The organism is Rhodopirellula sp. SH410 (assembly GCF_055811895.1).
The window spans coordinates 1,095,763-1,111,011 of record NZ_CM147949.1 but is presented as its reverse complement, the minus strand read 5'-3'; the positions used below and the strand labels follow the sequence as shown (position 1 = coordinate 1,111,011).

At 56.3% G+C, this 15,249-nt stretch carries 13 protein-coding genes; 1 reads left to right on the top strand and 12 read right to left on the bottom strand.

Features of this window, described 5'->3' with window-relative positions:
* Window positions 1–46: 46 nt before the first annotated feature.
* The 9 genes from SH410x_RS04415 to thrC all read right to left on the bottom strand — a co-directional run bounded on the left by SH410x_RS04415 (window position 47) and on the right by thrC (window position 9,332).
* The gene (locus SH410x_RS04415) at window positions 47–1,264 is read right to left on the bottom strand and encodes a DDE-type integrase/transposase/recombinase (protein WP_473670640.1); all 1,218 of its coding nucleotides are present in this window, start codon (window positions 1,262–1,264) and stop codon (window positions 47–49) included.
* A 248-nt stretch (window positions 1,265–1,512) separates the two neighbouring features.
* The gene (locus tag SH410x_RS04410; RefSeq protein WP_473670638.1) at window positions 1,513–2,076 is read right to left on the bottom strand and encodes a hypothetical protein; all 564 of its coding nucleotides are present in this window, start codon (window positions 2,074–2,076) and stop codon (window positions 1,513–1,515) included.
* Between the two features lie 1,222 nt (window positions 2,077–3,298).
* Window positions 3,299–3,853 carry a hypothetical protein gene (locus tag SH410x_RS04405; RefSeq protein ID WP_473674981.1) on the bottom strand — a complete coding sequence of 185 codons (555 nt, stop codon included), beginning with the start codon at window positions 3,851–3,853 and terminating at the stop codon, window positions 3,299–3,301.
* Window positions 3,854–4,183: 330 nt separating this feature from the next.
* The gene (locus tag SH410x_RS04400) at window positions 4,184–4,675 is read right to left on the bottom strand and encodes a transposase (protein ID WP_473674979.1); all 492 of its coding nucleotides are present in this window, start codon (window positions 4,673–4,675) and stop codon (window positions 4,184–4,186) included.
* Window positions 4,676–4,825: 150 nt separating this feature from the next.
* A complete protein-coding gene (locus SH410x_RS04395; RefSeq protein WP_473674977.1) occupies window positions 4,826–5,224 on the bottom strand; it encodes a carboxypeptidase-like regulatory domain-containing protein in 399 nt (132 codons plus the stop codon).
* 147 nt (window positions 5,225–5,371) lie between these two features.
* Entirely contained in the window at window positions 5,372–6,463 is a 1,092-nt protein-coding gene (locus tag SH410x_RS04390; protein ID WP_473674975.1) for a DUF1559 family PulG-like putative transporter, read from the bottom strand.
* Window positions 6,464–6,516: 53 nt separating this feature from the next.
* The gene (locus SH410x_RS04385) at window positions 6,517–7,365 is read right to left on the bottom strand and encodes an HAD-IIA family hydrolase (RefSeq protein ID WP_473674973.1); all 849 of its coding nucleotides are present in this window, start codon (window positions 7,363–7,365) and stop codon (window positions 6,517–6,519) included.
* Window positions 7,366–7,539: 174 nt separating this feature from the next.
* Window positions 7,540–7,779, bottom strand: a complete 240-nt coding sequence (locus tag SH410x_RS04380; RefSeq protein WP_473674972.1) for a hypothetical protein — start codon at window positions 7,777–7,779, stop codon at window positions 7,540–7,542.
* A gap of 125 nt (window positions 7,780–7,904) precedes the next feature.
* Window positions 7,905–9,332 carry a threonine synthase gene (gene thrC / locus SH410x_RS04375; RefSeq protein WP_473674970.1) on the bottom strand — a complete coding sequence of 476 codons (1,428 nt, stop codon included), beginning with the start codon at window positions 9,330–9,332 and terminating at the stop codon, window positions 7,905–7,907.
* Between the two features lie 565 nt (window positions 9,333–9,897).
* On the opposite strand from thrC, the gene SH410x_RS04370 reads away from it, so the two are divergent.
* The gene (locus tag SH410x_RS04370; protein ID WP_473674969.1) at window positions 9,898–11,229 is read left to right on the top strand and encodes an outer membrane protein assembly factor BamB family protein; all 1,332 of its coding nucleotides are present in this window, start codon (window positions 9,898–9,900) and stop codon (window positions 11,227–11,229) included.
* Window positions 11,230–11,428: 199 nt separating this feature from the next.
* Here SH410x_RS04370 and SH410x_RS04365 read toward each other — a convergent pair whose 3' ends face one another.
* From SH410x_RS04365 to SH410x_RS04355, 3 genes are all read right to left on the bottom strand, one after another.
* Window positions 11,429–13,678 carry a WD40 repeat domain-containing serine/threonine protein kinase gene (locus SH410x_RS04365; RefSeq protein WP_473674967.1) on the bottom strand — a complete coding sequence of 750 codons (2,250 nt, stop codon included), beginning with the start codon at window positions 13,676–13,678 and terminating at the stop codon, window positions 11,429–11,431.
* Between the two features lie 6 nt (window positions 13,679–13,684).
* Entirely contained in the window at window positions 13,685–14,290 is a 606-nt protein-coding gene (locus tag SH410x_RS04360; RefSeq protein WP_473674965.1) for an RNA polymerase sigma factor, read from the bottom strand.
* Between the two features lie 74 nt (window positions 14,291–14,364).
* Window positions 14,365–15,114 (bottom strand): SDR family oxidoreductase, encoded by a 750-nt coding sequence (locus tag SH410x_RS04355; RefSeq protein ID WP_473674963.1) that lies wholly within the window; start codon window positions 15,112–15,114, stop codon window positions 14,365–14,367.
* Window positions 15,115–15,249: the final 135 nt, after the last annotated feature.

Here is a 15,249-nt window from a genome sequence, read left to right as displayed (position 1 = left end):
TTGGAAAAAGAAGGAGTTGGATCACGGTGGATTGGCTGCCGGGCATTTATGAGTCTTTATGGCGTTTCATGCCGTTGGCGACGGCATCGAGCAACCGGGCCTTGCCGATGCGTCGATCGTTTTCGTAGACGACGACCACACCTTGGTGATGTCGCTCATGCCGCAGCGTGACCTTCTTGCCACGCAAGTCGATCGGAGTTTCGTAACGCTCGCCTTGGAAGCTGAACGTGTTGTCCTTTTTGACACTGCGAGTCGCCTCGGCGTAGAACAACTCGTCGGTATCCTCCGATGGCGAGAGAAATCGGATCCGAGAAAGATCCACACCAAAGCGATCAATCGGCTTCATACCGAGGGTCGTGTGTACAGTGGCGTTGTAGTCGTGTTCGACCCAGTGAGTGAACTGTTTGTTGAGAGCGTCGATCGAGGAGAGGTCGAGTTTGCGGATTAGAAATTGATCACGCACGCGACGAAAGAAGCGTTCGATTTTCCCTTTCGCGGCGGCGTCTCGAACGGCGGTGTGACGAAGGATGCAGCCCACGCGGGCGCAGATCAGCGTGATCTCTTGGCTGCAGTAGATCGAGCCGTTGTCAACGTATAGCTGTTCGGGCAAGCCTCGTTTGTAGAAGGCCGAGCGAAGCGCCTTGATCATCGAATCGGTGTTCTCTTCGAAGAAGAATTCGCCATGACAGAGCACACGACTGGCGTCATCGATCAGGCCAATCAGCTTGGCTTGCCGGCCACCGATGTGCGGTCCGAACATGGTATCGGCCTGCCAAAGTTGGTTGGCGTACTGCATGCTGAAGGCGAGTCGGCGTCGATTTTCGCCTGGATCGTCCTTGAGTAATTCGTACTCACGGACGAAGCGGCAGAACGTGGTCAGAGCGATCTGGCTAGCGTGCAGGAGTCCCTTTTCAATGCAGAACCGATAGACGGCTGACTTGGTGGGCGTCCTCTTGTGCCCCGTTTTCGCAGATACAAAGTGCGGCAGCGCGGTGTTGATCGCTTCGAGAACTTCTTCGGGCGTGACCTTGCGTGGCTTGCCTTTGTCGGCTCGCGGTGAAGCATTCATGCCGGTGATGCCGTCGTTTTTGTAGCGGTAGTACCACGTTTGGATGGTCCGCCAGGTGAACTGGTGTGGGTCTCCTTGGTCGTCCAGGAACGTCATCGCCGCGACGTTGTGGATTCTCTCGTGACGTGTTTTTCCGGGGGCGACTTCGATCGCTCCGAGGACTTTCATTTTGACGTAGATCGATGGTCGTTTCATGGACCGCTCCGCTGGTTTTTGACTTTTGATTGAACGAAATCGATTCATGAAATCGATTCGCAGGCGAGTCTAAGTGCGGTCGGCGGTGGATCTATCGTCGGGTTGTGTTGTCGAGCAGAAAAAAGAATTTCGCAAGCGTGAGCTACGATGGCAAATCGACCATCCGAGGCAGACGATGCTGGCCAGGATCGACAGGTTGCCGTGTGATCACGGACCGAATCGGCCTGCTGAGGTGCGGCCGCAGCGTGTCAGATGAAGAAGGTCTGCAGTGTGAGCTGGAAGGCGGCGATGGGATTGAGCGTGTGGCCAGCGAAGGCTTTGATCAGATGAGCGAGTGTGCTCTCAGCGGGCGTGTTGCTGGGCTGTGAGCTATCGATTTTTGGCGGCAGGCACATGGTCGACAGTGCGGTCCGAATCGCGGATTGTGCATCTTGCAATCGTTTCCAAATTCGATAGGGTGCCGAATCGCTCATGCTGCTATTGAGCTTTTTGAATGCCTTGCGTTTGTTGCCGGTCGCGGCGGCCTGGTTGAGGAATGCCCAGAGTTGCTCTGCACTGAGAAAGAGTCGTTTGACTTTGTCAGCAATCCACACGCTGAAGGTGCGTCCACATCCGGCGGCTTGATTTCGGTTGCTACAGAAGACCCTTCGTGCCCGGATAGATTTGTGGCGGAAGTTGTTCTCGTCGTATCCGCGCAAGGACCCATGGCGATTGAGCGCGCCGACTTTCTTGCAGTGGGGGCACTGGGTGAGCTTGAGCTCCAGCAGGAACTCATCACGTTCTGCTTGAGAGCGGAAGATTCTGGCTCGCACGGGCGCTGGCTTTTGAACTTGAAGTAGAAAAGTCCAGCAGGATAGTTGGTCGAGTCAGGGATTCGAATGATCGCGAACCGACTGCCTGAAAAGTGAGTCGGGGGGCGAGGGGAGAGGCGGGGTACGATTTAGTTGAAGGGGGCGGGTTGCGAGGCGCGGGGGGCAAGGCTCTGGTCTGCGGGCGGCGGGCTGCTGCCTACCGAATTACCGGTGTAAGAACAGTCCGTGACTACGACAACAATTCGGCAGGAAAAGACCGTAAAATGCGATCAGAGCGAGGTCGGTAACAGCTAGCCGCTCACGTCGTGCCTTTCGTCGCACTGACTCGCATCGTCCACGCACGGGGCCGCATCGGGTTGAGACACACATCCCAGCGGTGCCCGTCGCTGCCAAGATACTGGACTTCAGTCCTGTCACCGTTGGCCGTAACGGCGTCCAAAACGCCCTTCCCACCGTTTCTGCCATGCTTGCTGGCCGGCTGGAATCCGTGGACGAACCAGCCTCAGGGATTCATTGACCACGAATGACACGAATGACACGAATAAGAAAAGTGCTGATGCCCGCTCACAAATATTCGTGTGATTCGTGGTTCCAGCAACACGAGCACATCGCCCGAGGGGATCCGTGGATGAGCCAACGTCAGGAATTCATTGACCACGAATGACACGAATAAAGAAAGAGCTGATGGCCGCTCACATAAATTCGTGGCATTCGTGTGATTCGTGGTCCCATCAACACGAGCATATCGCCCGCGGGAATCCGTGGATGAACCAGACTCAGGGATTCATTGACCACGAATGACACGAAATACACGAATAAGAAGAGTGCTGATGGCCGCTCACATAAATTCGTGTCATTCGTGTGATTCGTGGTTCCAGCAACACGAGCACATCGCCCGCGGGAATCCGTGGATGAGCCAGCGTCAGGGATTCATTGACCACGAATGACACGAAATACACGAATAAAGAAAGAGCTGATGGCCGCTCACATAAATTCGTGGCATTCGTGTGATTCGTGGTCCCATCAACACGAGCATATCGCCCGCGGGAATCCGTGGATGAACCAGACTCAGGGATTCATTGACCACGAATGACACGAAATACACGAATAAAGAAAGTGCTGATGCCCGCTCACAAAAATTCGTGTCATTCGTGTGATTCGTGGTTCCAGCAACACGAGCACGTTGCCGGCTGGGATCCGTGGATGAACCAACGCAAGAGATTCAGTAACCACGAATCACACAAATAGGCAAAGGAGGTGATGTCCAACTCGCTTTTAGCAACGCGGGATCAATAACTGGCGTAGTGGATCTTGTTAAAGATCCATCCAGAACAGGATCTTTAACAAGATCCACTACGGTAAACCCGTCACTTATTGAGCCTGGTATTCTAAGCACATGGGTGGAATCGAGACGCTGCTTTTTGACTTTGACTTCCATGCTTTGCAGCAGGGTGTCGGTAACGCCTGCGAAGATCTCCTCACTGATCTTCTCGTTGCTTTGCATTCGAGCGATGTAGCGTTCAATGGTTCGCTGAGTGACTTCGGTGCTTGGCTCCAAGTTCAGTGCGTACTGGATGTCGGTTCGGAACAGCAGTGCTTCGTGGGCCTGGGGGACAGTCCAACCTTGAAAGTCACGGATCCAAAGGAGCGCGATGATCGCGTGCAACTCAAAGGTTGGTCGTCCTTGATCGTCACTGAGATGCTCACCGACGAGGCCGATGGGCATCTGCTCCAAGAGCACGTCGCGAAGGAGGCCCTGCCATCCGTTGTCGATCATCTTTCACCCCATGGGGCCGATGACGCCCTCGAACGGGTCGAAAAGTCTTTGCTGCGTAGGTAGTTCGATGGTTTTCACTGACTAACCGACCGCTCGAAGAAAAAAGCTAAATCCATACAGCAAAAGGTAACGCATCTCGCCCACGAAAGAAGCCGGTAGCATGAGACTTTTGTCGGGCGCGTCTGTTAAAGATCCTGTTATGGATGGATCTTTAACAGACGCGACCGACATTAAGTAGCTTTGCTGCGGGCGACTTTTTTTGGTGGTGAAAAAGTTTTTAGCCGGGGCCTCTCTGGAGGCCCTGGTTTGACTGTCGAGGAGTCGCAGGCTCTACATGAACCGTCGTCCTAGTCGCCTATTGCCCCTGTTTTCCTCGTTAATGGCCAATTGGAGCGAATTCTTTCTCTGGCGGCGCATTGCCACTGCTCGAAGCAGATTCCAACCGGCCAGCTTCAGTAGGATCGAAAGCTTCACCGCATTGTGGCCGCGAACGCGGAGCCGACCCAAGCCCATCATTCGCTTGAGGCAACCGTTGGTCCCTTCGATACCCGACCGCCAACGGTAGCGATCGCGGAACTCGTCGCTCTGCTCGTGGCGACGACGCGCGTCGGCCCGAACCGCACTGCCGGCAAATTGAATGCGGCCGGTCGGCTGCGCGTTATCCCGATTGCGTTGGACGCGGCAGCGTGCAAGCAGCGGACAGTGCTGGCACTTCTCGGGATCCATCTGTGCGAAAGTGTAGTCGCCTTTGGCGTTGTAGTTGGTCGACTCGGGAGCGTGACCAGCCGGGCAAGACTCCAGTTCACCGGCGCAGTTGGCCATCTCGCTAAGCAACGCGTGATCAATAACTGGCGTAGTGGATCTTGTTAAAGATCCATCCAGAACAGGATCTTTAACAAGATCCACTACGGTAAACCCGTCACTTATTGTTCCTGGTGTCCTTACCCGTCAATGCTTCTGAAACGCTCGCGATTAGAGCTTGGGCAGTTGTTTCTTGACGGCCGCTCCGACATCGATAATCTGCACTGACTCGTCTTCCGTGGTGACCGATATTTTAGACGGCGTCTTCAGTTCCGATTGATAGGCGAGGTCTACCAACTGAAAGGTATTCCCATCGGCGGTACCTGATGGATCATCGACCGCTGTTTCCGGTGTATCCGATTCCAGTTTGCTGACCGTTACCTTGTACTCTCCTGAAGGTGCGCCGCTGTATTTGCCATTGGTTTGAATGGCGGCTTCGCCATTGTCGTCGGTAGTCCCCCCCAAGGCCCAAGGACTGGAGGAGTCGTTCGGTATCAACCGGACGCTCGCACCCGCCAAGGGAGTTCCGGATTGCACGACTTTGACGGTCAATGGTTGCAGGTCCGGCATACCCTCAGGACGATCGTCTTTGGAACAGCCAAGTGTTGCGCAAAGCAAAATGAGACAGGGAAGGCTAAGGAAAGTTACAGAGATATTCATTAGGGTTCGAAGAATGTTTGAATTTGATAGTTGAAGCTAGATTGATAGATGGGTGTCTTACAACGACGACGCTGTTTCGTTGCCTTGCGGTGATCCCATCGCTCCCCAAATCCCGTAGGGGCTATTCCCAGCAGTCACTTGAGGGGCATTCAGATTTCCGGCATCAATTGAATCGGTGATGAATCGAACGGATCCATCAAACATCAAGCCTTGAACGCCGCCTTGATGCTGACTCGTTGGTGCAAACGTGCCCCATGTGTAGTTGCTATCGGAGTAGGCGCAGGACGGTGAGTTTGGTGACAAAGTTGTCGTGAATCGATTGTTCACCGCCCGGCCATCACCGAGAATCAACCCACGCCAGCAATCGATTCCGGTGTCGTACTGAAGGCGATCGAGCGTCATCGGCACCGTGAGGCAACCGGCTGGGACAGCGGTGGAACCGTTATAGAGACCGCTGAATCGGCCGACATCACCTTTCACAAGTGCTTGCTCTCGTGGGGCACCGGTGACTTCACTCATCGCGATCGTATTGCTTAGGCCATCGAGACAATCTCGAAAACCGCGCCGACTCTTACGCATGGATGCTTCCAATGCGTTGACGAACATGCTGCGTGGGTCGATTCTCGATGTCGTGCTACCTTCCTGGGCATCGGTGCGGTTGTTGTGCCACATGGCATCACCAGTCGAAAACACGTAGAGATTTTTGGAGACGGTGCTGTACTCCGAGTTGGATCCGCCCGCGGCGGAGGGGCAGATGAAGGCGCCTTGCGGGCCGGCGTTTTGAAGCGTCGTCGAGCTCCATACATACGACCCCAGCGGGGCAATTTTTGCGTCCTCTACGATCCCTTGATAAAGATTGCTCATTTCCAAGAATGGCATCAGAAAAATCGAGGCACTCACATGCGGGTAATCCGCATACGCTCCGGTGTAACCTTGAAAATGCGTTGCCCCTACTGGAAGTTGATCGTAGGCGCTGTGGTAATTGTGGATTGCCAGCCCCAACTGTTTCATATTGTTGGAGCATTGCATCCGACGGGCGGCCTCGCGGGCAGCCTGGACTGCGGGCAGCAGCAGCCCCACCAACACGCCAATAATAGCGATGACTACTAATAACTCTACTAGAGTAAAACCGGTTCGAAATTTCTTCATTGAAAAGCCTCAGAGATGGAAACGAAATAGGTTGAAGTGAATTGATTTGAAAGCTAGGCGTTGGCCAGCGCCCATTCACGGAAGTTGTGGATGGTGTCATCATCGCGGTTGCCGACCGGCAGACTGCTCTGCACAAACTGTTTGATGTCGCAAAGTTCGGCGACCGATTCGACGATCACATCGGGACCGTAAGCGAACTGGCCAAGATCTTCCCGGCAAGTACCGCCGGTGAGCGTCAACACGGTGCGATAGCCCATTTGCACCCCGCCAAGAATGTCAGTGTCCATGGTGTCGCCGATCATGACGGTTTGCGAAGTCGCCAGATTGAGTTCTTTTCTCGCCGCTCGCATCATGATCGGACTGGGTTTGCCGACGCTGAATGCTTTCCGCCCTGTGACGGCCTCGAGGTAGGCCACCGTGGCCCCGCAACCGGGACGTGTTCCTGTTTGCGTGGGACAGCTGGGGTCCATGTTCGTCGCAATCAGTTTGGCACCGCTCATGATCATATTGACCGCGGATTCGAGAGCATCGAGCGTGACGGTTCGGCCTTCGCCGACAACCACAAAATCAGGCGAGTGATCCACGATTGAGAATCCGTTTTGGTGCATTGCCTGTAGCAAGCCACCTTCGCCAATGATGTAAGCGGTACCATTGGGCTTGAGTTTGGCTAGATAGCGAGCCGTCGCGATCGCGCAAGTGAAAACGTGGGACTCTTCGACATGGATGCCCATCCGCTGTAGTTTTGTTTGGACGTCCCGCCGGGTGCGCTGACTATTGTTCGTCAAAAACAAAAATGGAATGTTTTGGCGGAGTAGTACATTAATGAATTGATCTGCTCCCGGGATCATCTGGCTGCCACGGTAGATCACACCGTCCATGTCGATCAGAAATCCAGTTCTCATTAAATAGTTCCGAGGGTAGGTGGCCGTCGCCGTCTTCCGTATTCGACGCGCGACATAGGCTGATGGCATGAGACTGATTGCACGTCTCATGCCGTTCCTCAGAAGGGAACACGCGGTGCCGTTACAGCAACCCAGTGTTCAGCGATGGATTCTGGCTCGAATCACGCCATTGATTTAAGCATCGGTTCGCTGAGAAGCGCGGCAGTGATGCATCGGTTTTGCGCAGCGAGATCGCTCCACTTCAAGGGGCTCGACGACTCGATGCTGCTGAGGGGTGTCGACATCATGCCCCGGAGAAAAGGGGTCATACACACCCAACAGGAACAGCATCAATGATGCGATATCACCGTGGCGTTCGCGGCCATCGAAGCCGTCATGACTGGCGCCGATTCGCCCGTGTTGTCGCTTCCACATACACCCATTCCTTTAATAAGTTGCCATTATGTTTCCAAGATACCGGAGACAATTAGAGCAACTGTGAATGGGGTTTCGGTTCGGAGATGATGAATTACGCTTGAAGATGAACGAGCGATTCTGACTCAGCTGTGCTGCTGGATCGCTTCAATGATGGCTTTCAAATCGTTGGCGACAGGAACGGCGCGGTTCGCAAAGCAGGCCTCGGTAACACCACGGCTTCCCAGGGTCTTCGCAAAGAGTTCTTTGTCGGACGTATGATAGGCTACGGTCGCGGTGGGATCCTTTAGCTCGTGTCCGGTCAAGATACACACGACGCGATCGCTCGGTGCGATGACGCCTTCGCTGCGTAGCAGTTTGGTACCCGCGACGCTGGCGGCCGAAGCGGGTTCGCAACCGAAGCCCCCGGCACCGACCTGGGCTTTGGCGTCGAGGATCTGCTGGTCGTCAACCTCGCGGACCACACCGTCCATGACTTCGAGGGCCCGCAAGCACTTGTTCAAGTTCACGGGGCGATTGATCTCGATGGCACTGGCGATTGTGTCGGCCCGCTTGCCGTCGCGGTCCATGTCCTCATTGTACTGCGTGATCGGCCCCGTGCTCACATCACCGCCGTTCCAGCGAACACCGTGCTTCTGCACGAGTTCATGGAGCGTGTTGGCACCGCGGGCATTGATCACCGCCAGACGTGGGATACGATCGATCAACCCATGTTGGTGCAGCTCGCTGAACGCTTTCCCAAACGCGCTGCTATTGCCGAGATTCCCGCCGGGCACGACGATCCAATCTGGGACTTGCCAGCGAAGCGCTTCGAGCACCCGATACATAATCGTCTTCTGGCCTTCTAAACGGAATGGATTGACGCTGTTGACGAGGTAGATCCCCAGTTCCTTCGCGATCTCTTTGACGCGGATCATCGCGTCGTCAAAGTCACCCGCGATCTGGATCGTCAGGGCGCCGTAGTCCAACGCTTGGCTGAGCTTGCCATAGCTAATCTTGCCACTGCCGATGAAGATCACGGCTTTCATGGCGCGGGTGGCGCTGCAGTACAGAGCCAACGACGCACTCGTGTTTCCGGTGCTCGCACAGGCCGCACGTTTGGCCTCCATCATCCCCGCATGCGTCACGGCGGCGCACATCCCGTTGTCCTTGAAACTGCCCGAAGGGTTCATGCCTTCATACTGCAGATGCAATTGGCCTGGGTTGACGCCAACGTACTTGGCCACCTCGTCGGCCTGCTGCAGCAGTGTTTGCCCCTCCCCAACGGTCACAATCTTGTCGTGCGGGGCGAAGGGCAACAATTCGTGAAACCGCCAAACGCCCGAAAACCGCATGGGATTGTTGCGCTGGCTCCACATCGCCTCGAAGTCGCTCAACTGGGTTGGCAATGCCGCCCGGTCCCAGTCGTATGCGATATCGAGCAGGTCGCCACAGCGGTCGCACGATGTGCGAACGCTCATCGTCTCGTAGGTCGCGGCACACTTCGGATTGATGCAACGCTGGAACGAGAGGTCAGTTTGGGCAGCGTTGTGCTGGGCGGCGGTCGAGAGCATCGAAATGGTTCGTCGGCGGTCTGAGAAATGGGAACGGTAGGAGCAATCAGCATCATACCCCTACCAGCGAAAGGTGGCGAGGACGTTGAGTCTGCTCCAGAGTGGGGGGGGGTGAACCGGCAAAAATCACTGCACCGCGAGTGACTGGGCAACTTGAAAACACGCCGCTGTGTTGCAACGTTCCGCCACAGGTCTGGAGAATGAAAAGTCAAATTGAAAACGGAGGAATGCAAATGGTCTCACCGTCACAGGTCATTGGCATTTTTCACTTCTCACGTTTGACTGAATCACACGCCCCCAGGCGTCGCACCTGACGTGGCCAGCGATACTCAGCACAGCGTTGGCAAGTGCCGACGGCATCGCGTTAGCGTGGTCTCTGTTTGTCGTGCGTTGTCGTCACGCCAGTGTCGTGATGGTAGCATTTGTCAACGTTTCGGTGCATTTCATCGCCCGCTGCCCCGCCCTCGAACGTGGCGTTGGATTGGTTCCCATGCTGATCAGGACGCCATTCCGGCTTACTGACTGCGACCACTCGCTCCCGCTTTTCATCCATTGAGAGATCAAAATGACTTCGATTTTTGTGCTGCTACTAGCCGCGGTGACTGGAAACGCCGGCGTTTGGCCCGCCTTCCTGGGGGCCGGTGCGAACCATGACTCCGCCGAGACGTTGCCACTGCAGTGGTCGGCAACGGAGAACGTGGCGTGGCAGGCCGAACTGCCGGGGTATGGTCAATCCAGTCCGGTGGTATGGGGCGATCGCATATTCGTCACCAGTGTGGAGGGGCCGAACAAGGACACGTATCACACAATTTGCATTGAGCTAGCCAGTGGCAAGGAATTGTGGCGAAAGAGTCTCGCGAACTCGTTTCCGGTAGAAAATTCACACTACGTCAGCCGGGCGGCACCAACGCCGGTGGTCGACGCTGACCGCGTCGTGGCCCTGTACGAGAGTGGCGACTGTGTCGCCTACACCCATGATGGAGCCGAGTTATGGCGGCGGAACCTGGGCCAAGATGACGGTCCTTTGACCGCTGAGTTTGGCTTGGGCGCCTCACCCTGCCAAACGGCGTCGAAGGTTTTTGTCTTGCTCGAGCACGATGGCCCGAGCTGCTTGCTGGCACTCGATAAGCAGACGGGCGAAACGAGCTGGAAAGCCGAACGGACACCGCGCCGCAGTTGGAGCTCACCGGCTGTGATGGAGATTGACGGTACAACGCAAATCGTCGTCAGCTCAGCGGGCAGTGTCGATGGGTATGATGCCGCAGCGGGTGATCTGATGTGGTCATTCAAGGATATCGGCGGCAATACGGGGACAACGCCGATCGACTCAGGCAACGGCCGATTCTTGATTGGGGCCTCGGCGGGTCGCAATGGTGAAAACGCAGGTTCGGCAGCGGATTCCAACTGCCTCTTGCAGGTAGCCCATGAGAACGGAGAGTGGTCGGTGAAACGTGAATGGATTGCGGAGAAAGCATCCCCGAGCTGGGCGTCACCGATCATCCACCAGGGGCTGGCGTACTGGATCAATCGAGCGGGCGTCGTCTACTGTTTCGACGCCCAGACCGGCGAGCCCGTTTATGCAAACCGCATCAAGCAGTCGTGTTGGGCGACACCGATTGCCGTCGGCGAGCGGATTTATTTTTTCGGCCAGCAAGGGCTGGTCACAGTCATCGCGGCTGGCCGCGATTTCAAAATCCTGGCCGAGAACGAGTCTTGGAACGAGGACACGCTGCCCGCCGTGACGCCACTTGCCGAAGAGGCAACAGAGGAACGTCGCAGCGCTGCGGCCATGTTCAGTAAACCCACGCTCTACGGGGCGGCAGCGGTCGACGGCACGATGGTGGTCCGTGTCGGGAATTGCTTGATCGCGATCGGCAATCCGCCACAGGGCAACTGATCGTTCGCGTTCTCGCGTCGCTAAGGATACCATGAACAATAAGTGACGGGTTTACCGTAGTGGATCTTGTTAAAGATCCTGTTCTGGATGGATCTTTAACAAGATCCACTACGCCAGTTATTGATCCCGCGTTGCTAAGAGATCGCCATGGTGGGTGGTACCCGATGCCTCACGGCATTCGGTTCAATGGTGACTCGTGTTACTTCGGTGCCACGCAGCTCATGTCCCACACACGGACGGTTCCGTCGCGACTGCTCGTGGCGATGCGGTGGGCAGTGGGATCGAGGGAAACGTTGTGAACCGCCGAGGCATGACCGCGCAGTGTCGTGATCACGTCCCCGTTCGACAGGTCCCAGACGCGGGCAGCGCCGCCCTGTTCTCCGGTGACGAGGTGTGTACCATCGCCGCAGAATGAGACGCCCCAAATGTCGCCTTCACTGCCGACGAGATTCATCTCTTCCTTGCCGGTCTCGGTATCCCAAACACGCACATTCTTATTCCACCCAACCGTTGCCAGCCGCGACCCTTCGGGTGCGAACTTCACGCTGTAGATTGGGCCGTCGTGTCCAGTCAACGTGTTTCGTTCATTGAGCGTTTCAGCATCGAAGATACGCACAACCTTGTCACTTCCGACACTGGCAATGAGCTTGCCATCGCCCGAGTAATCGATACCGAGGATCGAGCCGGGTTGGTTTGTACTGGCGACTTGCTCTCCGCTATCAATGTCATACACGTGAATGGTGCCCTCGCCATCGCCGGCAACAATACGATGTCCGTCTGGCGAAAACGCGGCACTGCGAACGGCGTTGCCCGCCCTCCATTCCTTGACCAGCTCGAAGCGGTTCGAGTCCCACAATTTGATCGTCGCATCATCACCGCTGGTCATCAAGAGCGGCCGTGTCGGGTGATAGGCGACCATCCAGACAATACCGCGGTGGGCGTTGAAACTCTTCAATAGTTCTTGGTTATCGATATCCCAAATTCGGACGCTACCGTTTTCAACGGCAGCGGCGAGTCGTTCGCCATCAGGTGCAAAGTCAACGGACCACACGGTACCCGGGTTATCAGGCAGGATGACCGACGGAAAATCGTCACCGGTATCGGTACGCGACATTAAGAATCCCGCTGACATCAAGCTGACCAATCCGACCGCAGCGGCAACCCAGGCGGCCATCACCCAGCGACGCTCCAAACGCCGGTAGCTGCCAGAGAGTTTTTTAACTTCTTTCGCTGCGACGCTCGGTACCTGCAGTGGAGAAATGGGGCCGTATCCATTGACGATCGACGCCAACGCCGTGGCCACGGCTGAAGCGGATTCCGGCCGATCCTCGGGTTTCTTGGCCAACAGCGACAGGATGAGGTCAGACAAGGGGCGTGGGATCCCCGCATTCACTTTTTGCGGCGCTTCGGGCGTAAGGTGCATGATGTTTTGCATCACGCCGAGCGCCGACGGCGCTTGGAAAGGGGCCACGCCTGTCGCCATTTCATACATCACCGCCCCCAGCGAAAAGAGATCACTCTGTTCGTTCGCGGTCTCACCCATCGTTTGCTCGGGCGACATGTAGAGCGGCGTGCCGGTGACCATCCCCGTCTTGGTCAGCTTGACATCATCGGTCGCTCGGGCGAGTCCGAAGTCGGTGAGTTTCACCCGATTCGTTTCCGTCTCGATCATGATGTTCGCCGGCTTGATATCGCGGTGAACCATCTCGCGCTTGTGCGCAGCGGACAACCCCGCGGCAATCTGCATGCTGATGCGTGCGACTTCGTGGGGTGGAAACGGCTGGCCATCACGCAAGCGTTTTTCAAGTGTATCGCCCTCGATCATCTGCATGACCAAGTAGGCGACTTCACCCTCATGTGCTTTGGCGACGTGGTACATGGGCACGACATGCTCGTGCGAGATCGCAGCGGCGGCGCGTCCTTCACGGCAGAATCGTTGCCGGGCCACGTCGTTCGATTGGTACTGCGGGTTGAGCACCTTGATCGCCACACTGCGATGCAAATGCGGATCGAAGGCTTCCAGTACAATGCCCATGCCGCCGCGTCCGATCACGCGGGCGATTTGGAAGTGGTGCAACTTGCCGAGGTAAGCCGGGTCCTCCGAGGGGGCAAGGAAATCGAGTTCGCTGGTGGGCGCCGTCGTTTTCGCCAAGTCGGCCTTAACGCTGGGGCCTGTCGCGTGGCTCTCAGGGACTGCGCCGGAATGCTCCATCGAGATGCGAGCCATCGCAGCCCAATAGTTCGACCCCTCCGCAGGGCTCCATTGTTCAACCCCCGAGACCAAGTGGTCGATTGGCATTTCGCCGGTCGCGTCGGCTTGGAGCGCCCTCTGGCACGTCGTGCAGGTATCAATGTGGTCGGTGAAACGAGCATTGTCGTCAACGGACAAAGTGCCGCGAATGAGGCCGCTGAGCTGTTCAGGCGTCGGGCAGGCGGATGCAACTTTCATGAGTCATTAGACCTTTTCTTCAGCGAGCAGACGTTCAATTTCGATTCGCAGCTTTGCCGTCACTCGGCTGCGAGCAACGTAGACGGCACCCTTTGATAATCCGATCTGATCGCCCGCCTCGTCAGCAGCCAATCCCTTCATCGCGGTGAGCTCAAAGGCCATCCACGTCTTGGTTTCCGTTTTTTGCTTCAACGTTTCCATGGCGATCGCCGCGAGCTGTCGTTGATACTCCAGTTCCCACTGCTGCTCGAGGTCGCCACGGTCGGTGCTCAGCTGCCCGAGCAATTCGTATTGATCGGTATCGTTGCCGATCGGCCCCAACCGCTTTCGCTTCTCAAAGTACGTCGACAACTTGTTGCGAGTGATTGCGAACAGCCACGCCCGAAAGCCCCCCTTCTCTTTTTGATAGTCGAGTCGATCGATCGCCAAAGCGACGCTTCGCATCACGTCCTGGACCAAGTCCGAGGCGTCGGCATCTTGGAGGCCACGGCCGCGAACAAACCGATAAATCATGGGCCCGTAGTCATGCAAGAATTCGCTCCAGGCATCCCCATCGCCACGATCTCGCAACCGTAGCAGTAGTGTTGCTCGCGTTGGTGGGGACTCGGTCATACGGGGTCTCCAGGGGGGCGACAATGGGCACGATTCATTGTATCGCCCGGTGGCCACCGGAGAAGATGACACGATCAAACGGGACTTTCCTGCGCTTGGGCATCAATGACATTCTCGGCAAAACTTTGATAAGCACCGCCAATTTGCTTGGCCAGAGAATCGGGCCAAACATGGAAACGGTCTGCGGCGAGGGCATCAAAAATCGCATTCGCCACCAGGGCTGGTGGCTCGGCAATATCATCGAAGCCCGCAGCCGATCCCATGTCCGTTCGAATCGGTCCGGGATGAACGCTGACCACCTGCGTGTTCTGCTCTCGCAGCGAATCACGCAGCCCCTGTGTGATGGCATAGCTGGCCGCTTTGGATGCGGAGTACGTCGTAACGTCCACATAGGTTTTCACAGAGACCACGCTATTGAGTTGCACCAACGCTCCACCCCCGTTGGCTTTGAGCACGGGAGCGAACGCTTGGGCAACGCGGATCAGCCCGTAAACGTTCACATTCATTTCATACTGGAGCGATTCAATCGCGTGTTCGTCCATCGCAGTCGCAGACTTCAGGACGCCCGCATTGCTGACGACCAAGTCGACATCCGCGGCAATCTTGGCGGCAGCGGTGATCGACGCGGGGTCTTCCAGATCGAATGGAACCGGCACCACTCGATCTCCGTGTTCAGCAACCAGTGGGCTGGCGGAGTCGGTATTTCGCACGGCCGCGTAAACTTTGGCTGCACCGCGATGAAGTGCTTCTTCCAAGATCGCCTTTCCGATGCCGCGGTTCGCCCCAGTCACCAATACCGTCTTGTTTTTCACGTCGAATGTCATTTGAATGTCCTCACGTTCGATTTGGTTCGGTGCACCACCATTGTGGCTGATAAGAGTGTTTACCGGTGAAATCGAGAGACCTTACAGCGATTGCGAGAACTTCCACAAAAACCCACCGTGGGGCACCCACCACCC